This is a genomic window from Deinococcus arboris (assembly GCF_009755355.1).
Classification (GTDB): domain Bacteria; phylum Deinococcota; class Deinococci; order Deinococcales; family Deinococcaceae; genus Deinococcus; species Deinococcus betulae.
The window spans coordinates 158,376-181,246 of sequence record NZ_WQLB01000002.1 but is presented as its reverse complement, the minus strand read 5'-3'; the positions used below and the strand labels follow the sequence as shown (position 1 = coordinate 181,246).

The 22,871-nt window shown below is 65.7% G+C and carries 19 protein-coding genes; 8 read left to right on the top strand and 11 right to left on the bottom strand.

The window, feature by feature from the left end:
* Window positions 1-31: 31 nt before the first annotated feature.
* Window positions 32-796 carry a succinate dehydrogenase iron-sulfur subunit gene (locus GO986_RS02330; RefSeq protein ID WP_157457596.1) on the top strand — a complete coding sequence of 255 codons (765 nt, stop codon included), beginning with the start codon at window positions 32-34 and terminating at the stop codon, window positions 794-796.
* A gap of 391 nt (window positions 797-1,187) precedes the next feature.
* On the opposite strand, the gene GO986_RS02325 is transcribed toward GO986_RS02330, so the two are convergent.
* The 9 genes from GO986_RS02325 to GO986_RS02285 form a co-directional block, all read right to left on the bottom strand.
* Window positions 1,188-2,711, bottom strand: coding sequence for a GGDEF domain-containing protein (locus GO986_RS02325; RefSeq protein ID WP_157457595.1), 1,524 nt, complete (start codon window positions 2,709-2,711; stop codon window positions 1,188-1,190).
* Between the two features lie 268 nt (window positions 2,712-2,979).
* A complete protein-coding gene (locus GO986_RS02320; RefSeq protein ID WP_157457594.1) occupies window positions 2,980-4,746 on the bottom strand; it encodes an HD domain-containing phosphohydrolase in 1,767 nt (588 codons plus the stop codon).
* 338 nt (window positions 4,747-5,084) lie between these two features.
* On the bottom strand, window positions 5,085-5,579 hold the full coding sequence (locus GO986_RS02315; RefSeq protein WP_157457593.1) for a hypothetical protein: 495 nt from the start codon (window positions 5,577-5,579) through the stop codon (window positions 5,085-5,087).
* A gap of 76 nt (window positions 5,580-5,655) precedes the next feature.
* Complete coding sequence (locus tag GO986_RS02310) at window positions 5,656-6,252, bottom strand: cyclin-dependent kinase inhibitor 3 family protein (RefSeq protein WP_157457592.1); 597 nt, start codon at window positions 6,250-6,252, stop codon at window positions 5,656-5,658.
* A 79-nt stretch (window positions 6,253-6,331) separates the two neighbouring features.
* On the bottom strand, window positions 6,332-7,339 hold the full coding sequence (gene hemB / locus GO986_RS02305) for a porphobilinogen synthase (protein ID WP_157457591.1): 1,008 nt from the start codon (window positions 7,337-7,339) through the stop codon (window positions 6,332-6,334).
* A gap of 94 nt (window positions 7,340-7,433) precedes the next feature.
* Complete coding sequence (locus GO986_RS02300; protein WP_224576870.1) at window positions 7,434-7,754, bottom strand: roadblock/LC7 domain-containing protein; 321 nt, start codon at window positions 7,752-7,754, stop codon at window positions 7,434-7,436.
* The gene (locus tag GO986_RS02295; protein ID WP_224576871.1) at window positions 7,751-8,092 is read right to left on the bottom strand and encodes a roadblock/LC7 domain-containing protein; all 342 of its coding nucleotides are present in this window, start codon (window positions 8,090-8,092) and stop codon (window positions 7,751-7,753) included. The genes GO986_RS02300 and GO986_RS02295 overlap by 4 nt, the downstream gene beginning before the upstream one ends.
* Window positions 8,089-8,439, bottom strand: a complete 351-nt coding sequence (locus GO986_RS02290; RefSeq protein ID WP_157457590.1) for a roadblock/LC7 domain-containing protein — start codon at window positions 8,437-8,439, stop codon at window positions 8,089-8,091. The genes GO986_RS02295 and GO986_RS02290 overlap by 4 nt, the downstream gene beginning before the upstream one ends.
* A gap of 99 nt (window positions 8,440-8,538) precedes the next feature.
* Window positions 8,539-9,219, bottom strand: a complete 681-nt coding sequence (locus GO986_RS02285) for a tyrosine-protein phosphatase (protein WP_157457589.1) — start codon at window positions 9,217-9,219, stop codon at window positions 8,539-8,541.
* Window positions 9,220-9,436: 217 nt separating this feature from the next.
* Between GO986_RS02285 and gyrA the strand changes: the two genes are divergently transcribed.
* The 4 genes from gyrA (at window position 9,437) to GO986_RS02265 (ending at window position 15,434) form a co-directional block, all read left to right on the top strand.
* The gene (gene gyrA, locus GO986_RS02280) at window positions 9,437-11,872 is read left to right on the top strand and encodes a DNA gyrase subunit A (protein WP_157457588.1); all 2,436 of its coding nucleotides are present in this window, start codon (window positions 9,437-9,439) and stop codon (window positions 11,870-11,872) included.
* A 278-nt stretch (window positions 11,873-12,150) separates the two neighbouring features.
* Window positions 12,151-12,756 (top strand): helix-turn-helix domain-containing protein, encoded by a 606-nt coding sequence (locus GO986_RS02275; protein ID WP_198170356.1) that lies wholly within the window; start codon window positions 12,151-12,153, stop codon window positions 12,754-12,756.
* A gap of 138 nt (window positions 12,757-12,894) precedes the next feature.
* Window positions 12,895-14,256: an FAD-dependent oxidoreductase gene (locus GO986_RS02270; RefSeq protein WP_369409097.1), complete on the top strand. Its 1,362-nt coding sequence runs from the start codon at window positions 12,895-12,897 to the stop codon at window positions 14,254-14,256.
* An 83-nt stretch (window positions 14,257-14,339) separates the two neighbouring features.
* A complete protein-coding gene (locus tag GO986_RS02265; RefSeq protein ID WP_255449176.1) occupies window positions 14,340-15,434 on the top strand; it encodes an NAD(P)/FAD-dependent oxidoreductase in 1,095 nt (364 codons plus the stop codon).
* A gap of 118 nt (window positions 15,435-15,552) precedes the next feature.
* Here GO986_RS02265 and GO986_RS02260 read toward each other — a convergent pair whose 3' ends face one another.
* Window positions 15,553-16,365 carry an AAC(3) family N-acetyltransferase gene (locus tag GO986_RS02260; RefSeq protein ID WP_369409096.1) on the bottom strand — a complete coding sequence of 271 codons (813 nt, stop codon included), beginning with the start codon at window positions 16,363-16,365 and terminating at the stop codon, window positions 15,553-15,555.
* A gap of 218 nt (window positions 16,366-16,583) precedes the next feature.
* Here GO986_RS02260 and GO986_RS02255 point away from each other — a divergent pair, with 218 nt between their 5' ends.
* Window positions 16,584-17,141 carry a flavodoxin gene (locus tag GO986_RS02255; RefSeq protein WP_157457586.1) on the top strand — a complete coding sequence of 186 codons (558 nt, stop codon included), beginning with the start codon at window positions 16,584-16,586 and terminating at the stop codon, window positions 17,139-17,141.
* A 171-nt stretch (window positions 17,142-17,312) separates the two neighbouring features.
* Here the strand turns inward: GO986_RS02255 and GO986_RS02250 are convergent, their stop codons facing one another.
* A complete protein-coding gene (locus GO986_RS02250) occupies window positions 17,313-19,469 on the bottom strand; it encodes a glutamine synthetase III family protein (RefSeq protein ID WP_157457704.1) in 2,157 nt (718 codons plus the stop codon).
* Window positions 19,470-19,801: 332 nt separating this feature from the next.
* On the opposite strand from GO986_RS02250, the gene glnA reads away from it, so the two are divergent.
* On the top strand, window positions 19,802-21,163 hold the full coding sequence (glnA, locus tag GO986_RS02245) for a type I glutamate--ammonia ligase (RefSeq protein ID WP_157457585.1): 1,362 nt from the start codon (window positions 19,802-19,804) through the stop codon (window positions 21,161-21,163).
* 424 nt (window positions 21,164-21,587) lie between these two features.
* Window positions 21,588-22,745 (top strand): branched-chain amino acid ABC transporter substrate-binding protein, encoded by a 1,158-nt coding sequence (locus GO986_RS02240; RefSeq protein ID WP_157457584.1) that lies wholly within the window; start codon window positions 21,588-21,590, stop codon window positions 22,743-22,745.
* Window positions 22,746-22,871 lie beyond the last annotated feature (126 nt).

Genomic DNA, 22,871 nt, shown 5'->3' with positions numbered 1-22,871 from the left:
CCGGAATCCAGCTGACCCCGCAAGGAACCCCATGACCCAGATGACTGCCCCCACCAGCACCAGCGCCGCCCCCGTGGGCGTGCCCATGCTGAACCTGAAAGTCAAGATTCTGCGCTTTGACCCCGACAAGGACAAGAAAGCGCACTGGACCACCTACGATGTCGAAGCCCAGCCGGGCGACCGTGTGCTGGACGTGATTAATCACGTCAAATGGTACCTGGAACCCAGCCTGACCTTCCGCCGCTCGTGCATGCACGGCATCTGCGGCAGCGACGCCATGCTGATTAATGGCCGCAACCGCCTGGCCTGTAAGACCCTGGTGCGCGACGTGGCCAAGAACGGCGGCACCATTACCGTCGAGCCGATTCGTGGCCTGAAGGTCGAGAAGGACCTGCTGGTGGATATGGAGCCGTTCTTTGACTCTTACAAAGCCATCATGCCGTACTTCATCAACGAGTCGCCGGCTCCTGCCACTGAGCGCGTTCAGAGTGAAGAGCAGGCCGAGCGTATGGCGCACTCCAGCAACTGCATTCTGTGCGCCTGCTGCACGACCTCCTGCCCGATTTTCTGGGTGAACGGCTCTTACCTGGGGCCGGCCGCGATTGTGCAGGCCCACCGCTTCATCTTTGACACCCGCGACGAGGCCACGCACCAGCGCCTGGGCATCCTGAACCAGAACACGGGCGTCTGGCGCTGCCGCACTGCGTACAACTGCACTGAAGCCTGCCCGCGCGACATCCCGATCACCCAGCTGATCGAGGAAGTCAAGCGCGCCGTGATGTACGGTCAGGCATAAGACGTAGCAGCACAGGGAGTCCCGGCCACCGCGCCGGGGCTTTTTGTTGGGTAGAGGCTGGCTATGAAACCTTTCTACCGGCTGTAAGCAAGGGGATGCCTTTCGTCCAACTCCTCAGGGGCGGCCCTCAGACCAAGAGACTTGGGGTTCGGGAGACGGGCGATCTTCCATCCCAGACGCCGGGTTGCCAATGGCACACCTGAACTTCGTCTAGCGCCACTGCTCGTACAACCTTGTCTGTTACGTTCGCAAACTGGGAGAGAGTCTACTCACTTCACCCGCCTTGCTTGTGCTGGCTCTGCTGCGGAATTGTCCCAAGTTGCTTCGTCGCTTGCCAAGACCGCTTGGACTCAACGCTCTCTAGAAACCCTACTCTCCGAGTCCGTCTTCCCTAACTGGCCACAGCGTCCTGGGTATAAACCCGGTGGCCACCGCTCCGCTTGGCGGCGTACATCCGGGCGTCGGCCAGCGCCAGCGCCGCGTCGAGATCGGGGGCCGTGGCCTGCACCACCCCGATGCTGGCAGTAACCCCCAGCGCCTCGGGCAGGCCCCAGCGGTGGGTCACCAGCGCGTCGGCCAGGCGGCGCAGGTCAGCCGCCAGATCTGGGGCACCTGGCCCCACCCCTGGAGGACGCACCACCACAAACTCCTCGCCGCCGTAGCGGGCGCACAGGTCGCCGGGCCGCAGAGCCGCCTGCAACAGTCCCGCCACACCGCGCAGCACCTCATCACCAACATGGTGGCCAGCAGTGTCGTTAATGCGCTTGAACTTGTCCACGTCCAGCAGGGCCACCTGCGCAGGCTGAAGGGGCGTGGCCAGCGCCAGGACGGCGGCGCCTGCTTCCATCAGGTGCTGGCGGTTATACAGCCCGGTCAGCCCGTCGCGGCGGCTCAGTTCCTGAATGTGGTCGTGGGCCGCGCGCAGATCACTCAGGGCCGTTTCCAGTTGCACCGCCCGTCCCCGTTCCCGCTCGGCGTCAGCGCGCGCCTGGGCCGTGCAGTGCCAGACTTCCAAGGCGCGCATGGTGCGCTCGCGGCGGGTGCCTTCGGCGGCCTTCCAGTTCTCGCTGTGCTGGCGCTCGGCGCTCAGAGCGCCGGCCAGGTCACCTGCCTCTTCCAGAGCCAATGACAGGGCGTGCAGCAGTTTGGGCTGCTCCCACAGGGTCACGAGTGGCAACTCGGCGCGCAGCCGCTCGGCCGCCTGCGCGCCCTGTCCCCTGGCCCGCAGCAACTGGCATTCTGTGACCAGCAGGTCGCTGCGGGTCTGCCGGATCGACAGGGGCGGCAAGGCATTCAGGGTCGCCAGATGCGCCTCAGCGGCTTCCAGATTGCCCTCGGCCAGGGCGTCTTCAGCCAGCACCATGCGGGCCACGGCGTACAGGTCAGGCCAGGCGTCGGCGGCCAGGGTCAGGACTATGTTCAGGTGGTGCTGACGTTCCTTGGCGGTCAAGCCCAGGGACGCCGAGTAGGACGCGATATTGAGGTGCGCCACGATCAGGGTATCCAGCTCACCTGCGGCGTGGGCGCCGGCAATCACTTCACGCAGAGGCCCCAGCACCCGTTCGGGCGCAATATCCAGAAAGAGGTTAGTCAGGTCGTGCCGGGCGCGCCACTCGCCGTTCACGTCCCCACACGCCTGAGCCACCCGTAACTCTTCGGCATACAGCAGGTGGGCCTGATCGATTTCCAGTGAATCGGAGAGGATGTTGGCCTGCACATTCAGAGCGCGGCCCCGCCACGGGCCAGTCAGGTCCGGCAACACCGTCACCAGACTCTGCATGGCCCGGTCAGGCGACCCCTCGCGCCAGTCCAGATAGGCCTGGACGACCGTCAGTTCCGGCGAGGCCCGGCGAGTGCCGAGCTCAGCGCGCACCCCACGCGGGTCGCGGTTGCGGGCCTGCCACAGCTCTTCCATAGCTCCCGTTATAGGGGCCGCACCCTGACAAGTCTGTGGCAGGGTGCGGCATCAAGGCTGGGTGATACGGCTTCTGTCTGTACCGCTGACAAACCGGGAGGGCACCGATTGGCCAACTGCACGCCTGGAACGCGCCTTTCTTCTCGCACTCCTGGGGACTCGAAGAGCGGCCTTGCAAAGCCGTGCTACTCCGCTCGGAGTCCATCGTCTCTGCAGACGATTCAATCGGCGTCCATGTGAGCGAGTCAACTTCGCTCCCGTTCACCATTCAGGCTTTTGACACTTCAGGAAGCCACTGCCCTTCTGCCAGCAAGGCCAGAAAGGCGCCCACCACCTGCGGGTCAAAGTGGAGGCCGGCCCCGCGCTGAATCTCCTGCACCACCTCCGCGTGCGACCACGCCGGCTTGTAGGGCCGCACCCGGCCCAGCGCGTCGTAGACATCGGCCAGGGCCACCACCCGGCCCACCAGGGGAATGGCCTCACCGGCCAGCCCACGCGGGTAGCCGCTGCCGTCCCAGCGTTCGTGGTGGGTCCAGGCGATTTCCTCGGCCATGGTCAGCAGCGCCGAGTCGCGCCCGGCCAGCATCTGGGCGCCGCGCGCCGCGTGGGTCTGCATCAGCGCCCATTCGTCGGGACTGAGGCGGCCTGATTTCAGGAGCACCTCGTCGGGAATGGCAATCTTGCCGATGTCGTGCAGGCGCGCGGCCAGTTGCAGCATGGCGACTTCTGAGGGGGGCAGACCCAGCCGCTGGGCCAGCAGGGCCGCCAGAGTCCCCACGCGCCGCGTGTGGTCGGCGGTTTCCGAATCCCGGAACTCGGCCACCACCGCCAGGCGTTCCAGCAGGGCAAAGTGACTGGCCTCCAGCTGGGCGGTGCGCTGGCGCACCAGGTCTTCCAGGGCCTCGGAGCGGCGGCGCTCCTTTTCGGCCTCGGCCCGGTGCTGCTGGGTTTCCAGTCGGAAGCGGGCGAGCTGAAAGCGCGTCTCGTTGGCCTCGTCTCGCAGGGCCAGTTCCAGGGTGTGGGTCCGGCGCTGGGTGGCCAGGGCCAGGGCCAGGTCACCGGCCTCCTCCTGCACCTCGGCCGTCTGACGCAGCACGCTGACCAGACCACTCTGCGCCCCAGCCGCTTCCATCAGGGCACAGGCCACGTGAAGGGTCCGCAGGGCCCCAGCCAGGTCGCCGCGCCGCTGCTGCTGGCGGGCCTGCTCCTTGTGCAAGTAGGCCTCGCCCAGCCGGTCCTGCGCCGTGCGCGCCGCCTCAAAGCTCCGCTTCAGCCAGGCCTCAGCCACGTCCTCAAAGCCCCGGTCAAATTCCACCTGGGCCAGGGCCGCTGCCGCTGTGCGCAGCAGCCGCGCGTCATTCATGCGCGCGGCTATCTCGGCAGCCTCGGTCAGCAGCGGGACGGCCTGGGCCAGCATCGTGCGGCCTTTCTCCGGGTCGTGGTCCAGAGTGGCCATGCCCAGGTCGGCATAGGTCTCGCCCAGGTAGGCCAGACCGTACCCGACGCTGCGCTCCTGGCCCAGCGCCCGCTGCATTTCCACGCCCCGCAGGTGCATCGGCACCGCCGCCTCGTATTCCATACGTTTGTGGAGGGTCAGGCCCAGGGCCTGCACTGCGTCCGCCTCTTGCAGGCGCGCCCCCATCGCCGCGTACTGACTCTGGGCCTCACGCTGATAATCAATGGCCGCCGGGTCGCCCAGCTCACCCAGGGTCTTGCCCAGGCACAGCGTGGCGTCGGCCAGCAGATGAGGCGCGCCTGGCCCAGTCGCCAGCTCAATGGCTTCGTTCAGCGGCGCCAGAGCAGCGCGCAGTTGCCCCGTCATCATGTGCCCCAGACCCAGTAGGGTCAGGACTTCGGCCAGCAGGCGAGGATCACCCTCCTGACGGGCCAGCGGCAGGGCCTCTTCCATCAGAGGCAGGCACCGCCACACCTCGGCGGTGCGGGCGGCACGGGCCTCCTGAAGCAAAGTCTGCAGGTGCCCCGCCGGAAGAGGGGTCTCCTGGGAACGTGCGACGCTCCCCTGCGACTCTTGCATGGTGCATTCTGACAGTTGCCGCCAGGGTTCGGGAGGCACCCCCGAAGAGGGTATGGAGAGGGAAATTCGGCCCTTCCACCCCGCCTGAAGGCTGCTCAGATCAGAGGGAGGCCCTCTCAGCGGCTCTACTCAGCACACCCGTCCACTCTGCATGTCAGCATAAACATCTCTTGCTGAGGGCTGTCGCTCATTCAGTGATGGGCGACGGCTCGTCGGTCAGAGCAAGGCTATAGCAGTTCAGGCGCCGCCTGGCAATTTATTCTGCTGCTAACGGGAACAGCTGATCGGCTTCACCACAGGGTCAACGGCGGCCCAACCTCTCTTTGCCCAGCCCTGGCTCAGAACTGCAGGGCGTAGCGCACGCCCGCGCCGTCAATGCACTCGCCCACCCCACGCTCTCGGGTGTCTACCGTCAGGGTGCAGGTCAGCAGCGCGGGTGGCTCGCCCTGGGCACGGGCGATCAGGTTGCCGGTATAAGCGGGCACGGGCCGCCCAGCATCCACGCGCGTCTGGGCCGCCACGGCCGTCGGCTCGCCACTGACATTCGAAGTCCCAAACGCCACACTGACGCCCAGGCCGCCCGGCAGGCTGCCGCCCCCGATCAGGTAGGTGCGCCCGGTATAGGTGCGGCCACCGATGGTCAGCGTCGCGTTGTCCGGCGCAAAGGGGTCACCCAGGCGGGGGCTGAGGGTGCCCCGCGTGAAAGACACGGTGCCCTCGGCGCCGCTCTGGGTGTTCACGATGCGGCCAGGCTGAGCGGCCGTGACCGCTGGCGCACAGGCAGCCAGCAGGGTCAGCAGCGCCGCGCCAAGAAGCGTCTGTAAGGCAGTCATGGTGCGGTTAGTCTAGGCGCTGAACCCTGACCCAGCGTGAGGGTTACGCGCAGAGGGTTCCAGGCCCCCCAACCTCCTACTGGGCAAACGCCTGCAAAAAGGCTTCCTGCTCGGCAGTTTCGACAGCGTGGGGACTACGAGCCTGGCGCACCAGGGCCAGGGCGCTGTCAGCGTCCATACCGGCCTGCACCAGCAGACACGCCGCCGTCAGGCCAGCGCGCCCCAGCCCACCCCGGCAATGCACGATCACGCGCCGACCCTCAAGCAGATGGGTCATCAATTCGTCCAGGTACGATGCAAAATCGTCCGGGTCGTGCGGCGCCCGCCCATCGGGAATGGTATAGGGCACGACCTCCAGGCCATGTGTGCCAGCAGCGTCGTGGTAGCCGTCCATGCCCAGCAGATCAAACTCAAAATCCTCCAGTAGCGGCGCAATGACGCCCGCGCCCTGCTGCGCCAGAGTCCGCATATCGGTCAGCATGTCCCGGTCATGGGTCACGCCAGGCTGGTAGACGCTGCCCCCCTTCTTCCCCGGCGCAAAAGTCAGGCCCAGTTGGCCCGGCCACAGGCCCGTGGGCACCCAGTCAATGCGGATGGGTGACTGCTCGCTTGTCATAGGCGCTCCTGGCGGATAGTCATAGGTTGACCCAACCTCGTAGACAGACTTTTCCATTCTTGATTCGTCGTCATAGCCTCACCTGCTCTGGAGGCTCCAGCCTCAGAGGCGGTCCCTCGCCTTTCCCAATTCGTCGTCATAGGCGCACCTGCTCTTCTTGGAGCCACCGCGCCGCGTCCAGTGCGTGATAGGTGATGATGGCGTCGGCTCCGGCGCGGCGCATGCCCGTCAGGGTTTCCAGCACGGTGCGGCGCTCATCCATGTAGCCGGCCTGGGCGGCGGCCTTGACCAGCGCGTACTCGCCACTCACGTTGTAGGCCACCACTGGCAGGTCAAACTCGCGCCTCAAGAGGCTCAGCACGTCCAGGTAGGCCAGGGCCGGCTTGACCATCAGGGTGTCGGCGCCCTGTTCGGCGTCCAGGCGGGCTTCGCGCAGCGCTTCGCGGTGGCCGCCCGCCGGGTTCATCTGATAGGTGGCGCGGTGCCCCACGCTGGGCGCACTGCCCGCCGCGTCCCGGAAAGGACCGTAGTAGGCGCTGGCGTACTTCACGGCGTAACTCATGACGGGAATGTGGGCAAAGCCCGCCTCGTCCAGCGCGGCGCGAATGGCGGCCACCTGGCCGTCCATCATGGCGCTGGGCGCCACCACGTCGGCTCCCGCCTGCGCCTGAGACACCGCCGTTTGCGCCAGCAGGGTCAGGCTGGCGTCGTTGTCCACCGTCCAGGCGTCGGCGCCGCTTAAACCCGGCACCTCACACAGTGGGCCGCAGTGGCCGTGGTCGGTGTATTCACAGAGGCAGGTGTCCGCGATGACTGTGACGCCCGGCACCTGCGCCTTGATGGCCCGCGTCGCCCGCTGAATCACCCCCTCTTCAGCGTAGGCCTGGGTGCCCAGGGCGTCTTTGTGGTCTGGAATGCCGAACAGGATGACGCTGGGAATGCCCAGCGACAGGGCCTCCCGCGCCTGCTCTACAGCGCTGGCCACCGAGTGCCGGGACACACCGGGCATGGTGGCGATAGGCGTCACATCCTCACGCTCATGGACGAACAGGGGATAGATGAACTGAGAGGGGTGCAGCTGCACTTCCTGAGTCATGGCGCGCAGTGCAGGCGTGCGGCGCAGGCGGCGGGGGCGGTCCATCATGGCCCCACGCTAGCGCGCCCTGGCCGGGGCAAATGCAAACCCGTCCTGGCCTCAGGCCAGAGCGGGTTCGGGGTGATGGGACAGCCCCTCTGCCCTACGCGCTGCCCAGCAGGCGGCGCACGGCAAAGCGGATGCGGCCCAGGCTGGCCACCTCGTCAAAGGCGGTCAGCAGAATCTGGTCGCCGTGGGGGGTCAGCAGCACGGGGCCGCCGTCCACATCCAGCAGCAGTTCCTGCCAGCCGCCGCTTTTCAGGTTGGTTTGCAGGCTGCCAATCACCGCGCGGCCGGCCGCCACCAGGGTCAGCTCGGGGCCGGTCTGCTCGTCACTCAGGCCCACTTTGGCGACCACCTGGCCGTCAGGGGCCACCAGCGCCGCGTGGCGCACGCCGCGCACCGACAGCAGCTCACCAATCACGCGCCCTCCGGCCGGGGCAGGTTGGGCAGGTCCAGCACGATGCGGGCCAGCGTCTGCTGGGCGTTGCGGGTGTCGGTGCCGCGCGTCATGGCGGCCCCCAGAATAAAGTCGGCAATCGTGACGGCCACCACTTCAATGCGCTCGCTGGTAAAGGCGATGCGGGTGACCTCGCCCGCGCCGAGGCGGCGGCAGGTGCGGTCCATGCCGACCCGCAGGGCACTCAGTTCGGCGGCCAGGGCGTCTCCGCCATCGCCGTGGCCTTCGATGGTCAGGCCGTCGGGGCCCACCAGGGCAGCGGCCACCACACCCGGCAGGGTCCGCAGAGGGTCAAGAATCACAGCGTGGCCTCCAGTTTGCGGGCGGTGTCGCGGCCGTACAGCCGGGCCTGACCCAGGTTGCTGCGCCCGTCAATGGCCAGCAGCAGAAAGTAGTCGGTTTTGATGGGATGCAGGTACACCGCCAGACGCTCGCCCCGCAGGTACAGTTCACGGGTCTGCCCGCCGTTCAGCGTCACGTCATAGGCGCTGCTGGCGGCGCGGAAGATGCCGGCGTGTTCGGCCACCATCAGGCTCAGGTCCAGGTCGGTGGTGCTGTGCCATTCAATCAGGAGGCCGTCTAAGCCAGCGAGAGCGGCGGCCCACGCGCCGTCCACGTCCTTCACAAGTTGGGAAAGGTGTTCGAGCATGCTGAGGACATCATAAGGGCCGGCGCCAGGCCAGGCACCGACACGCCCGGACAGCCCCGGTGGGGGCCACTGGGGGCACTGGCCCAGCTGGGCGCCGGGTCAGGCAGTGGCCAGCCGCTGCGCCAGCTGCCGCTGCTCGGCCAGGCTGAAGCCGTAAGCGTCCAGGTAAGCGGCTGGGCTGCCCCAGGTCTGGTCCAGATACGCTAGTGGGCGCAGGACAGCCTCCGGCGCGCAGGGCACGAAGGGCAGCAATCTGGTCCATTCCTCCGGCGTGCGGCGGGCCTGCTGGTCGGCGTAGAACTGGGTCAGGGCCAGGCCAGACGCCGCGTAATCTGCGCCAATCTGCTCTCTGGACAGGCCCGCCAGTTCGCCGCATAGGGCCGCCACCAGGCCTGTGCGGTCCTTGCCCGCGTGGCAGTGAATCAGCAGCGGGCCTTCAGGGGCGTCCAGAAGGGCACCCAGTACCGTCACCATCCCATTCGCGCCGTGTTCAAGCAGCGCCACACCGATGTCGGCGTTGCAGGTCGCGGCAGCGGTGGCTTCGTTCAGGGCGCGGCTGCGGTAAGGCAGCAGCGGCAGATTCAGGTAAACCGGGTGGCCCAGAAACGGCGGCGGGTCCTGCCCACGTTCAGCGCGGGTGCGGAGGTCCAGAATGCGGGCCACTCCCAAGGCCAGCACGCCGCTTCTCCCCTGCCCACTCAGGCGGCTGAGGTTCCCGCTGCGGTACAGGCCGGGCAGGGTCTGGCGGAAGTTCAGGGCACCATCTGGCACAGGGGTCATGAGGCGTGACGATAGCTGGCCCTAGCCGCCGGGCGGGGTGGCCTGAATCCCGATATAGGCGCGGCTTTTAGGCTACAATAGGTCCATTGAGGGAGTCGGTTCTATTACGCCCCAGGCATAATTTCGTGATAGAATCTCTCCATTCCCGGAAAGGCCGGGCCTCACCATTCTGGCTGCCGGCTGACCCGGCTGCTGCAGCCGCCCTGACTGGAGCCACATGACTGGAATTCATCCTGTTGACATCACCAGCGAAGTCAAGACCAACTTCATCAACTACGCCATGAACGTGATCGTGGACCGCGCGCTGCCGGACGTGCGCGACGGTCTGAAGCCCGTGCAGCGCCGCATCATGTACGCGATGATGCTTGAAGGCCTGTACGCCAACCACAAGCACGCCAAGTCGGCGTCGGTGGTCGGCGAGGTCATGAAGAAATACCACCCGCACGGCGACAGCAGCATCTACGACGCGATGGTGCGCCTGGGCCAGTGGTGGAACATGCGCTACCCGATGGTTCACCCGCAGGGCAACTTCGGGTCCATTGACGGCGACCCGCCCGCCGCCATGCGCTACACCGAGGCGCGTATGACCAAGGTGGCCGAGGAAGTTCTGGCCGACCTTGAAAAGAAGACGGTGGACCTCAAGCCCAACTACGACGAGACCACCGAGGAACCGTCGGTGCTGCCCAGCGCGGTGCCCAACCTCCTCATCAACGGCGCGTCGGGGATTGCCGTGGGCATGGCGACAAACATTCCGCCGCACAACCTCACGGAAATCTGCAATGGCCTGCTGGCGCTGATTGAGAACCCAAATATTGGCCTGGACGAGATGATGACCCACGTGCAGGGGCCAGACTTTCCGACTGGCGGGCGCATTTCTAAGGCCGGCATCCGCGAGGCCTACACCACCGGTCACGGCGGCCTGAAGGTGCGCGGCAAGGCCCGCATTGACGAGAAAAACGGCCGCACGCAGATCATCATCTCGGAAATTCCCTATCAGGTGAACAAGACCAACCTGATTCAGACGATTTCCGCGATGTACAAGGCGGGGAAAATCCCAGACATCAGCGCCCTGCGCGACGAATCGGACCGCAAGGACCCCGTGCGCATCGTGATTGATCTCAAGCGCGGCGCGATTCCCACGCTGGTCCTGAATCAGCTGTACAAGTACACGCAGCTGCAAGGAACGTTTACCGTCATCAACCTCAGCATCGTGAACGGCGAGCCGCGCGTGCTGCCGCTGATTGACACCATGCAGTATTTCCTGGCCCACCGCCGGGACGTGGTGACGCGGCGCACCCAGTACGAGCTGGACAAAGCCCAGGAACGCGCCCACATCCTCGAAGGGCTCCTGAAGGCGCTGGACCACATTGACGAGGTCATCAGCCTCATCCGCGCCAGCAACACCGGCGCCGAGGCGCGCGACGCCCTGATGGCCCGCTTTGGCCTGACCGAAGTGCAGTCGCAGGCGATTCTGGACATGCGCCTGCAGCGGCTGGTGGGCCTGGAGCGCGAGAAGCTCCAGGGCGAGTACGACGAACTGCAAAAGACGATTGCCTTCCTCCAGTCCATCCTGGGCGACGAGAAACTGCTGTGGCGCGAGATCAAGAAAGAAATCCGCCACATCCGCGACAGCTACGGCGACGAGCGGCGCAGCGCCATCACCCTGCTGGAAGAGGACATCAGCAAAGAAGACCTGATTGCCGTCGAGGACATGGTCATCACCATGACCAAGGCCGGCTACCTCAAGCGCACCAAACTGGACGCCTACCGCGCCCAGAGCCGGGGCGGCCGCGGCGCGTCGGGCGGCAAGCTGCGCGAGGAGGACGTGAACACCCGCGTCTTCGTGGGCAGCACGCACGATTACCTGCTGTTCTTCACGGACGCCGGGCGCGTGTTCCACGAGAAGATTTACGACCTCCCAGAAGCCGGGCGCGACGCCAAGGGCACCCACATCCGCAACCTGCTGCCCAGCCTGCGCGAAGACGAGAACATCGCCTCGGTGCTGAGCGTTGGGGGCTTTGACGAGACCGGCTGCTTCATCTTCGCCACCCGCAAGGGCATCGTGAAGAAGACGCTAATTACGGATTACGGCAACATCACGTCAGCGGGCCTGATCGCCATCAACCTGCAACCCGGCGACGAACTGATTTCGGTGGGCATCGTGCAGGACGGCGACCATGTAGTGCTGGCCACCCGCAACGGCAAGGCCATGCGCTTTGAGAGCAGCGAGGTGCGGGACACGGGCCGCGCCACCCAGGGTGTCATTGGGATTCGCCTGCGCGACGGCGAGGACGACGCCGTGGTCAGCATGGCGCTGGTGCCGGGCAGCGATGTGGACAGCGAACTGCTGGCCGTCAGCGAGTGCGGCCTGGGCAAGCGCACCCCCGTGGGCGACTACCCCGCCAAGGGCCGCGGCGGCATGGGCGTCATCACCCTGGACGTCACCGACAAGACTGGGAAACTGATGACCCTGGCGCGCGTGGGCGGCAACGAGGAACTGATGGTGCTGACCGAGAAGGGCACTGTGATCCGCACCCGCGTGGAAGAGGTGCGCGTGACCGGCCGCAACGCCCAGGGCGTGAAGGTCATCAACATTGCCGACAAGGACAGCGTGATCAGCGCCTTCCCCATCCGCCGCGAGGACGACCTCTAAGCCTGCGGCCTCTTGGCCGGCCCAGGGCGCGATAGCCCTGGGTTTTTTCTTCCCTGCGATGTGGATTGGGTGAGGCCTGTCCCCTTTCCCTGCGCAGAGTAGACCCGCGCCCAGCGCCATTTCCTTGCCAGATGACCCGTCAGCCAGTCTGTAACCTCAACGTGGATTAAAGAAACAAAACTGTTTACAAAAAAGTGATTTTGGGTTACACTGTGACCATGTCGGGAATGGTCCCGGCGCACAGTTCTCCACACCTTCCGCCTCAGGAGGCGACCACAATGACCACGACAAACACCCGCACCTTTGTTGATACCGTGACCTACCGCCCCGGCGCCGTCATCCTCTACCCCGGCAAGAGCGACATGCTGTACCGCGTTTCGACTGGTCTGGTCCGCGTGCACACCATGGACGACGACGGCAACGGCCTGACCCTGCGGTATGTGAAGCCCGGCGAGTACTTTGGCGAGGAAGCCCTGGCGGGCGTCAACCGCGCCTACTTTGCCGAAGCCGTGACCGACAGCGCCATTGACGTGATTAACCCCGCCCTGATGAGCGCTGAAGACAACCTGGTGGTGACCACTCACCTCGTGCGTACCCTGGAGCGCGCCTACGAGAGCATCTACCGCCTGGTCGGCAAGCGCCTGCGCGCCCGCATCGCTGGCGAACTGCTGGAGCTCAAGGACACCGCCCTGGCCACCCAGCTCGACAGCGGCGAGACCCTGATCTACGCCACGCACGACGAACTGGCCGCCGCCGTGGGCAGCGTGCGCGAGACCGTGACCAAGGTAGTGGGCGAGCTGAGCCGTGAAGGCGTGATCAGCGCCGGCTACGGCAAGATCACCCTCAAGAACGAGGCCGCTCTCAGCGAGATTGCCGCCGCATAACCTCAGCTGTTCAGCGCCGCAGTCCACCCCGGACGGCGGCGTTTTGTTGTGGGGTCATATTTTCTGTTTCTGCCGACGTGACACCCAGACTGGACACCGGGCATTCCCACCGCTCTCGCCTCTGCGTACACTCAGCCGGTGACCCCGATCTATACCCCAGAGCGTCCCCTGCGCGTGGCTGTCATTGGCAGCGGCCCCAGCGGCGTGTATGCCGCCGAAGCCCTGCTCAAGCAGACCGACGTGCCGGCCGAGGTGGACGTGTATGACCGCCTGCCCACGCCCTACGGCCTGGTGCGGTACGGCGTGGCGCCCGACCACCTGACGATTAAAAGCGTGACCAAGGGGTTTGAAAAGACCCTGGCCGACCCCCGCGTGCGTTTTCTGGGCAACGTGGAGTTTGGCACCGACCTGACCCATGAGGAGGCCCTGGCCCACTACGACGCCGTGCTGTACGCCGTGGGGGCCAGCAGCGACCGCCGCCTGGGCATTCCCGGCGAAGACCTGGCCGGCAGCATGAGCGCCACTGAATTTGTGGCCTGGTACAACGGGCACCCCGACGCGGCGGCGCGTGAACTGCTGCTGCACGCCAGCGGTGTGGCCGTGGTCGGCGTGGGCAACGTGGCACTGGATGTGAGCCGGATCCTGGCGAAAACCACCCAGGAACTGCACAGGAGTGACATTGCGGCGCACGCCCTGACGGCGCTGGACAGCAGCCCGGTGCAGGACATCTGGATTCTGGGCCGCCGTGGCCCGGCGCAGGCGGCCTTTACCACCAAGGAACTGCGCGAATTCGGCGAGCTGAGTGACGCCGAGCCGGTGGTCATCCCTACCGAGATCGCCCTGACGGACGCTGAAGAAGCGGCCATCACCGATAACACCAAGAAAAAGAATGTCGAGGTGTTGCGTGAATTCGCCGCCCATGAACCTGAAGACAAACCCCGCCGCGTTCACCTGCGCTTTCTGGTCTCGCCAGTCGAGATTCTGGATGATGGTCATGGGCGCGTGGGCGGCTTAAAGGTCGAGCGCAACCGACTGGATGAGAACGGCAACGCCGTGGGCACCGGCGAGTACGAGGTGCTGCCCGCCCAGATGGTGCTGCGCTCGGTGGGCTACCGGGGCGTGGCGCTGCCGGGCGTGCCCTTTGACGAGAAGCGCGGCGTGATTCCCAACGCGGAAGGCCGGGTGGAAGGTCGGGCCGGCGAGTACACCGCCGGCTGGATCAAGCGCGGCCCCAGCGGCGTGGTCGGGACCAACCGCAAGGATGCCACCGACACCGTGGCCCACCTGCTGGCCGATGCCAAAGCGGGCGCGCTGCCCGGCGCGGCGCAGTCCACCCGGGAGGCCGTAGACGCGCTGCTGGCCAGCAAGGGCGTTCACGTCTACACCTTTGCCGACTGGCAGGTGCTGGACGCCCACGAACTGGCCGAGGGCAAAACGCTGGGGCGCCCCCGCGCCAAGGTGGTTCACCGCGAGGCCATGCTGGGGCTGCGCCGGGGGTAAGCGGCCGCGCTGAGCTTGTGCACCAACTGGGGAACTCCGGGCCCCTGGCGTAAGGCCTGAAGCGGCTTCAGCGCTCTCCCAAGTTGACAGAACGGCCAGTACGCCGAACTCCAACAGCACCCATTTGCGTCCCTGCGCCTGTAACGGCGGGGGACGTTTTTTTTGCTTCCTCTGCGATACTCAGCGGCATGAGTGACCCTGTCCTGCCGGCCGATGTGCTGGTGATTGGCGCCGGTCCTGCCGGCCTGCACGCCGCCTTTTACGCCGCCTGGCGCGGCCTGAGTGTGCGCCTGCTGGAAGCCCGGGGCGAGGTGGGCGGCCAGCTGAGCGCCCTGTACCCTGACAAGCGCGTGTATGACGTGCCGGGCCTCCCCGCCACTCCGGCTGCCGACCTGGTGGCTGGGCTGCGCCGGCAGCTGGACGGGCTGGACGTGACGACCCACCTGCACACCCTGGCACACACCCTGGAGCAGCTCAATGGCAGCTGGACCGTGCAAGCTGAGACGCCGGAAGGCCCGCACACCTTCACCGCAGGCGCTGTGATTCTGGCGCTGGGCCTGGGCGCCCTGCGGCCGCGCGAGGTGCGCCTGCCCACGGGTGGCCACGCGGATGTCCGCACCGACATTCCCGACCCCAGCGGATTTGCGGGCCGGCGCGTCCTGATTGTGGGCGGCGTGCCGCAGGCCACCCGCGCCGCACTGGAACTCAGCGGAGCCGGAGCACATGTCACCCTGACGCACCGCCGCGTGGGCTTCCGGGGCAGCGCAGCCGAGTTGGCCGGTCTGAACGCCGCGCAGGCCGAGGGGCAGCTGGACGTGCTGGCCCCCGCCGTTCTCAGTCACCTCAGCCCCGGTGCCGCCCACCTGAGCGTGGACGGCCAGGATCGCACCGTCCCCGCCGACACCGTCCTGATTCTGAACGGTTACCTGCCGGACCTGAGCGCGGCCCAGACCTGGCCGCTGGCCTGGCAGGGCGAGTACATCCCCGACGCGCTGGGAGGCCACACCGCTCTGAACGGCGTGTTTGTGGCCGGCGACGTGGCGCGTTCAGGCGCCGACTTCAAACTGATTTCGGTGGGGCTGGCGCAGGCGGCGGTGGCAGCCAATCATGCCGCGCACCATGTGCGCCCCGACCTGAAGGTGCGCCCTGGCCACAGCAGCGAAAAGCGACTGGCGTAAAGGCGTGGGGCGCAGGTTGGAGGCAAAGCAGAGTCAGCACACCAAAGGACCCCATCAAGAAGTCCAGGTGGTCAGTCTCCCCTTGCTGAAGCCGCCGGCCTGTCGTCCGTTCAGCTGGTCAGTTCAGCAGGCCCCGGTGGAGGCGCGGCTGCAGGCCCCGCTCGCGCACCAGCGCACGGACCTCCTGGCAGCGGCACGAGCGGTAGGTGCACAGCAGCGCTTCAGGGTTACGGCCCAGCAGGTTCACCGTGGCGTCTACCAGGCGGCGCACCCGGTACAGGCGCAGGGTGGCGCCGCCCACCTGGGTGCTGCGCAGGCCCAGATGCACTTCAGGCGCGAGGTTGTCAAAGTCCGCTGAGCAATTGGGGAAGGCGGTGGGGACCACCTGACCCTCAAGCGGCACGTAGCGCGTCAGCAGCGGCATGCCGGCCACATGTTCGCCGTAATGCACGCTGGTGTTGCTGCCAAAATCCACGCCCATCAGCAGCGCGTAGCCGTCCAGGTCGTACAGGGCGCCAATCGGCTGATAGGGACTTTGCAGAGACTGGGCCTGCGTGATCCGCGCGGCCTCCTGTCCCAGCGCAATGAAACTCAGGGTGGGGTGAAACGACCGCAGCGCCTCGGCGCGGTCCACCAGTTCCTGCGGCACACGCCCGATGTCACGGCTCACCTTGGAGGTCCGAGTAAAGCGCGCGTTTGTCACCGAGGTCGGCCGTGAGAGCAGCGTGCTGTAGGTAAAGGCAGGGGCCACCACCGTCGCCGTGCGGGCCGCCAGCGCGTCAACCACCGCCGCCGCCCCGCCCTCCAGAGTGCCAAAGGCCTTCAGACTGGCATGGATAATCACATGCTGCGTGCCGTCCAGCCCCAGCGCTGCCAGTCCTTCATCCAGTTCGGCAGGCGTAACAGCGGATCGGCGCAGCAGGTTCAGCACACTGGGCAGTTTACTCCTCTTGCTGCTGCATTCCACCTGCCCAGCCCACTGAAAGCCGTGCTGTCCAGCCTAGAGAGAGAAGATAACTTGACTATTCCTATCAGGTTTATCAGGATAGAGGGAGTTTTGGGACGTGAGCCCTGCCCGCTCTTTTCTAGAACCTCTTGCCCCAGCCAGGCCGTCAAGTGACCGCCGGCCTCTCCAAGGAGAAACCGCCCATGACCTCACTTCCTTCTCAAAGCACAGTGGGCCTGTATTACGGCTCTTCTAATGGCGTGACCCAGCACGCCGCTGGCCTTATCGCGGACGCCCTGAAGAGCCTGACAGGCCTGACCCTCCAGCCTCAGGACATCCGCAAGGCCAACCTGAGTCGCCTGCCCGAGCATCAGGTGCTCTTGCTCGGCTGCTCGACCTGGGATATCGGCGAACTTCAGTACGACTGGGAAGACCAGCTGGAGGCCTTCCAGGCACTTGACCTGACCGGCGTACAGGTGGGGTTCTTTGGCTGCGGAGACCAGTACGGCTACCCAGAAACCTTTCAGGACGCGCTGGGGATTCTGGCCGCCGCCGCCCAGGCCAGTGGCGCGGCCCTGATTGGCAAGGTCAGCACGGCCGGCTACGACTTCGGCGCCTCACGAGCCGTGCAGAACAACCTGTTTGTGGACCTTCCGCTGGACGAGGACAACCAGCCCGAGTTGACCCCAGAGCGGGTGCAGCGCTGGGTGGCCCAGGTGGTCCACGAAGCCCAGCTACCTCTCCTGACCGAAACCCGGTAACCAGAGCGGCGGTCGGCCTCTTCAGGAAATCGCTTTTTTGCTGCCCTTTGGCTCTGCACTCCCCCACCTTTCGGCTTTGACGTAGATAAGGCGAGCCTCTAGCCCATCTCTCTGGACGAAGAAACGCGCCCCGGCTTCTAGCTTCCGGGGCGCGAGAGGTTTGCTGCTCGGTTACTTCACAAAGAGCATCTGGCGGTAAGTAGGCAGAGGCCAGTGCTGCTCGGCCACGACCTTTTCCAGTGCGTCAGCGGCCGTGCGCACGGCACTCATGGCGGGCAGGACATGGTCGCGCATGTGGTGGGCCTTGTCGTGGACCTCGTCGCCGCCGGTGGCCGCGTTCTGCTCACTCAGGCTCTGCACGGCGTCGTACAGGGCGTCAGCCGCCGCCTCAACCTCACCCGAGATGGCGGTGACGGCGCGGCCAGCCCCCGCCGCCCGCAGGTCGCCCAGGTACTTCACCGCGGCGGGCAGAATCATGGTGCGGGCCATGTACTCGGTGGTTTCGCCCTCGATGTTCACCGTCTTGAAGTAGATGTCGTACATGATTTCCTGACGGGCCGCCAGCTCGCGGTCGCTCAGGACGCCAAACTTGGCGAACAGCGCAGCATTTTTCTCGTCGGTCAGGTGCTCGACGGCGTCCAGGGTGGTCCGCAGGTTCAGGAGCCCACGGTCCTTCTCGGCTTCCTGGTGCCACTCGTCACTGTAGCCGTCGCCGTTAAACACAATGCGCTTGTGGGCGCTGTAGGTGGCCTTCACGATGTCGGCCAGGGCGGCGTTCAGGTCGCCGCCGGCCTCCAGCTTGGCCTGCAATTCGGCGGTCAGGGCCGTGACCGCGTCGGCCACGATGGTGTTCAGGACGGTGATCGGGAAGGAAATGCTCTGGCTGCTGCCCGCCGCACGGAATTCGAACTTGTTGCCCGTAAAGGCGAAGGGGCTCGTGCGGTTGCGGTCCCCCGCATGGCGGGGCAGTGGGGGTAGCACGCTGGTGCCCAGGCCCAGCAGACCGGCTTCCGTGCCGCGCCCGCCCTGACCCGATTCCAGACGGTCAAAAATCTCGCTCAGTTCGCTGCCCAGGAAGATGGAGATGATGGCGGGCGGCGCTTCGTTGGCCCCCAGGCGGTGGTCGTTGCTGGCGCTGGCGACGCTGATACGCAGCAGGTCCTGGTGTTCATCCACGGCCTTAATGACAGCGCTGGTGAAAAACAGGAACTGCATGTTCTCGTGGGGGGTGTCACCGGGTTCCAGCAGGTTCTCGCCCTTGTTGGTCGCCATGCTCCAGTTGCAGTGCTTCCCCGAACCGTTCACGCCCGCAAAGGGCTTCTCGTGCAGCAGGGCCACCAGGCCGTACTTGCGCGCCGTATTGCGCAGCACCTGCATGGTGAGCTGCTGGTGGTCAGCGGCAATGTTGCTGTCCTCGAAGATAGGGGCGATCTCAAACTGGCCGGGGGCCACCTCGTTGTGACGGGTCTTGACCGGAATGCCCAGGGCGTACAGCTGGGTCTCGGCGTCGGTCATGAAGCTCAGCACGCGGTCGGGGATGGCGCCGAAGTAGTGGTCTTCGAGTTCCTGGCCGCGCGGCGGCTGGGCGCCAAACAGGGTGCGCCCGGTCATCACGAGGTCGGGGCGGCGGTAAAAGTATTCCTCGGCAATCAGGAAGTATTCCTGCTCGGCGCCCAGGGTGCTGCCCACGCGCGTCCCCTCGCTGGCGCCAAACAGTTTCAGGGCCGGCGTTACAGCCTTATTCAGTGCTTCTACCGAACGCAGCAGCGGGGTCTTGGTGTCCAGCGCCTCGCCGGTCCAGCTGGCAAAGGCAGTGGGAATGCACAGGGTCGCCCCGTTGGCGTGGCGCATGATAAAGGCCGGGCTGCTGGAATCCCAGGCGGTGTAGCCGCGCGCTTCAAAGGTGGCGCGCAGGCCGCCCGAGGGAAAGGACGAGGCGTCGGGTTCGGCCTGAATCAGTTCCTTGCCGCTGAAGGTGGCAATAGCCGCGCCGTCGCCGTCGGGCGAGACGAACGAGTCGTGCTTCTCGGCGGTGGCGCCGGTCAGCGGATGAAACCAGTGGGTGTAGTGGGTCGCGCCCTTTTCCATCGCCCAGGTCTTCATGGCCAGGGCCACGGTGTCAGCAATGCTGGGGTCTAGGGTCGCGCCGCGCTCCAGCGTGGCCTGAATGCTCTTGAACGTCGGCTTGCTCAGGCGCGCCCTCAGCTGCTCCAGGGTCAGCACATCGCTGGCATACACGCCGGTCACGATGTCGCTGGGGGTGGCGGTCGCGGCGGCGTCCGTGCGCCAGTTGCGGGCCGCAGAAATCACGTCGAAGTCATGGTTCATGTCGCTCCCTGTGCGCGGCAGGGCGGGGTGGGGCGCCGCGTGGTGTCCGTCCCTCAATTCCACGTAAAGCCCCCGCCCCTGCCGGGCGTCCTCGCCGGCGAGTATAGGAGGGGTAGCCGAGAGCGGTCAACGCATTCTCCTGAACAAGATGCGACTTTCGACATCACCTGTCCCGTTTGGCCGACTCTGGCTTGCACTTTGTTGCGACTTGTCAAAGCGTCTGATCAAATCAGTGAATACAAGTTGCACCGTGCCTCTTTTAGCTGGAGAACGCCGTAGCATTTCGGCACAACCGTTCCCACCTCACTCTTTCCCCTGGAGACCCTCTGTCCATGTCCCCCCGTACCCCCATCCCACCGCCCACCCGCGAGCAGATTCTGGCTCAGCTGCAAGAGGCGGAGGTCAAGTTTCTGCGCCTGCAGTTCACCGACATTCTGGGCACCACCAAGAACGTGGAAGTGCCCAAATCGCAGTTTGCCAAGGCCCTGAGCGGCGACGTGACTTTTGATGGCAGCGCCGTGGAGGGGTTTACCCGCGTCGAGGAATCCGACATGCTGCTGCGCCCGGACCTGGGCACCTTTCTGATTTACCCGCAGTTTTCGCGCGAGGAAGGCGAGCGCGGCAAGGTGGCGCGCCTGATTTGCGACGTGACCTTGCCGGACGGCACCCCCTTTGAAGGCGACCCCCGGCAGGTGCTCAAGCGCCAGATTGCCCGCGCGCAGGACAAGGGCTTCGAGATGTTCGTGGGCACCGAACCCGAGTTCTTTCTGTTTGAACGCACCCCGGACGGCACTGGCAGCACCGTCACCCACGACCGCGCCGGGTACTTTGACCTGGCCCCGATTGACAAGGGCGAGCGCATCCGCCGCGAGATCACCAACAAACTGGTCGAGATGGGCTTTGAGATTGAAGCCGCCCACCATGAGGTCGCGCCCGGCCAGCACGAGATTGACTTCCGGTACGCCCCGGCGCTGGAAACCGCCGACCGCATTGCGACCTTCAAGTTTGTGGTCAAGCGCGTGGCGCTGGAATACGGCCTGCTGGCCAGCTTTTTACCCAAGCCCATGCCGGGCGTCAACGGCAGCGGGATGCACTGCCACCTGAGCCTGTTTAAGGGCGGCCGCAACGCCTTTGCCGACCCTGAGGGCGAATACGGCCTGTCGCGCACTGCCGAGCAGTTCATAGCCGGGCTGCTGGACCACGCTGCCGGGATGGCAGCCGTCACCAATCCGCTGGTCAACAGTTACAAACGCCTGGTGCCGGGGTTTGAGGCGCCCGTGAATATCGCCTGGAGCACCAGCAACCGCTCGGCGCTGATCCGTATACCGGCCAAACGCGGCAATTCCACCCGCGCCGAGGTGCGGATGCCTGACCCCAGCTGCAACCCCTACCTGGCGCTGGCCGTGATGCTGGCCGCTGGCCTGGACGGCATCGAGCAGGGGATGGAGCCGCCGCCCGCCATTCAGCGCAACATCTTCAAGATGACGGTGCGCGAGAAGCGCCATCACCGCGTCAAGGAGCTGCCCACCGACCTGCGCGAGGCTGTTGAAGAACTGCAAAAGGACGAGGTCATGGCCCGCGCGCTGGGCGAACATGTGCTGGATCATTTTGTGGAGGCCAAGCAGGCCGAGTGGCGCGAATACAGCGCCGCTGTGCACCCCTGGGAGCTGCAACGCTATCTGGACTTGATTTGAGGTGAAGCCAGCGGCAGTCGTCGTCAGCAGCCACTGACAAATTCATGAAGCGGGGGCGTGCCCTCCCCCACTGACCTGGATTCTGGAGCAAAGCCGTCGCAGACAGGGCCCAGGCCCAGAGAGGGGCGCAATGTGAGGGGACAGAAAGACACCGCTGTCCACCACGCCCCCAAAACAGACTTGCGCCGCCAGCCTCATCCGAGCGAGTGGCGCCGAAACTCTGGCACAGTTTGAGCAATTGTATTGCCAGCGTTTGGAGTCAGGGCGCAACGCAGCTCCCGACTCACTCTCATTCTGACAAAAACATTTCAAGGCGACTCATGAGGCGCGCATTGACAGACTTTAAAGCCGCTTCTAAAATTGCCGCATCTCTACACCGCACCCGGGACAGTTGGCCCGAAGTGCATCTATATCCGGAGGATTCATGAAGAAGACCGCGATTTCGCTGACCGTCCTGGCCGCCCTGGCCATGGGCACCGCCTCCGCCCAGACCACCATCAAGATTGCCAGCCTCAGCCCCCTGTCTGGCGGCCAGAGCGACCTGGGCAGCCAGATTCGCAACGGCGCGCAGCTGGCCGTCAACGAGTACAAAGCGCAGTTCAAGAAGCTGGGCTTTGACCTCGTGCTCGTCCCCTACGACGACCAGGCTGACCCCGCCACCGGCACCTCGGCTGCCAACAAGATCGCCGCTGACCGCCAGATCATGGCCGTTGTGGGCACCCTAAACAGCGGCGTGGCCATTCCCGCCAGCGCCGTGCTGGTCAAGAGCCGCGTGGCGATGGTCTCCCCGGCCAACACCGCCAACGGCGTGACCGACCGCGGCCTGACCAACATGAACCGCATCGTGGCCCGTGACGACGCCCAGGGCCCGGCCGGTGCCAACTTCATCAGTGGCAACCTGAAAGCCAAGAAAGTCTACGTCCTGAACGACAAGACCGCCTACGGCGAAGGTCTGGCCAAGGAAGTTGAGAAGGCCCTCAAGGCCAAGGGCGTGACGGTCTCGGCCAACGAAGGCACCGAGGAAAAGAGCGACTTCTCCGGCATCATCGCCAAGATTCGCCTCCAGCGCCCCGACGCCATCTACTTCGGCGGCATCTACAACCAGGTGGGCGTGTTCATCAAGCAGCTGCGTGAAGCGGGCCTGGCGACCCCCGTGGTCGGCGGCGACGGCCTGGACAGCGGCGAACTGCCCACCATCGTGGGTCAGGCCAACGCCAACAACATCTACTTCACCACCGTGGCCGCGCCCATCAGCGCCCTGCCCGCTTCGAAGGTCTTCGCCGCCAACTACAAGAAGACCTTCAACGACGACGCCCAGGGCTTCGGCGCCTTCGGCTACGACGCCGCCAAGGTGGTCGTGCAGGGCGTGCTGAACGCCGTGCGCGCCAACGGCAACAAGCTCCCCACCCGCACCCAGGTCGAGACCGCCATCCGCAAGGGCAGCTACACCGGCCTGCTGTCGGGCAGCGTGGCTTTCAACTCGGCCGGTGACCGCAAGGCCGCCACGCTGTACGTGATGAACGTCACCAGCGGGCAGTTCAAGCTCAGCACCAGCATCCCCGTCAAGCCCGTCAAGCAGTAAGGGCAGCGGGTTTCACCAAAGACCCCGTACCACCCTGGGGCCGGGCCACGCGCCCGGCCTCTTTTTCTGCCTTCTTGCCAGAACGGTAGAAAAAGAGGCCGGCTGGGCCGACCCCCAAAGCTGGAC

Coding starts and splice junctions, on each gene's coding strand:
- GO986_RS02330 (WP_157457596.1), top strand. CDS start 32: ATGACCCAGATGACTGCCCCCACCAGCACCAGCGCCGCCCCCGTGGGC.
- GO986_RS02325 (WP_157457595.1), bottom strand. CDS start 2,711: ATGGAAGAGCTGTGGCAGGCCCGCAACCGCGACCCGCGTGGGGTGCGC.
- GO986_RS02320 (WP_157457594.1), bottom strand. CDS start 4,746: ATGCAAGAGTCGCAGGGGAGCGTCGCACGTTCCCAGGAGACCCCTCTT.
- GO986_RS02315 (WP_157457593.1), bottom strand. CDS start 5,579: ATGACTGCCTTACAGACGCTTCTTGGCGCGGCGCTGCTGACCCTGCTG.
- GO986_RS02310 (WP_157457592.1), bottom strand. CDS start 6,252: ATGGAAAAGTCTGTCTACGAGGTTGGGTCAACCTATGACTATCCGCCA.
- hemB (WP_157457591.1), bottom strand. CDS start 7,339: ATGATGGACCGCCCCCGCCGCCTGCGCCGCACGCCTGCACTGCGCGCC.
- GO986_RS02290 (WP_157457590.1), bottom strand. CDS start 8,439: ATGCTCGAACACCTTTCCCAACTTGTGAAGGACGTGGACGGCGCGTGG.
- GO986_RS02285 (WP_157457589.1), bottom strand. CDS start 9,219: ATGACCCCTGTGCCAGATGGTGCCCTGAACTTCCGCCAGACCCTGCCC.
- gyrA (WP_157457588.1), top strand. CDS start 9,437: ATGACTGGAATTCATCCTGTTGACATCACCAGCGAAGTCAAGACCAAC.
- GO986_RS02275 (WP_198170356.1), top strand. CDS start 12,151: ATGACCACGACAAACACCCGCACCTTTGTTGATACCGTGACCTACCGC.
- GO986_RS02255 (WP_157457586.1), top strand. CDS start 16,584: ATGACCTCACTTCCTTCTCAAAGCACAGTGGGCCTGTATTACGGCTCT.
- GO986_RS02250 (WP_157457704.1), bottom strand. CDS start 19,469: ATGAACCATGACTTCGACGTGATTTCTGCGGCCCGCAACTGGCGCACG.
- glnA (WP_157457585.1), top strand. CDS start 19,802: ATGTCCCCCCGTACCCCCATCCCACCGCCCACCCGCGAGCAGATTCTG.
- GO986_RS02240 (WP_157457584.1), top strand. CDS start 21,588: ATGAAGAAGACCGCGATTTCGCTGACCGTCCTGGCCGCCCTGGCCATG.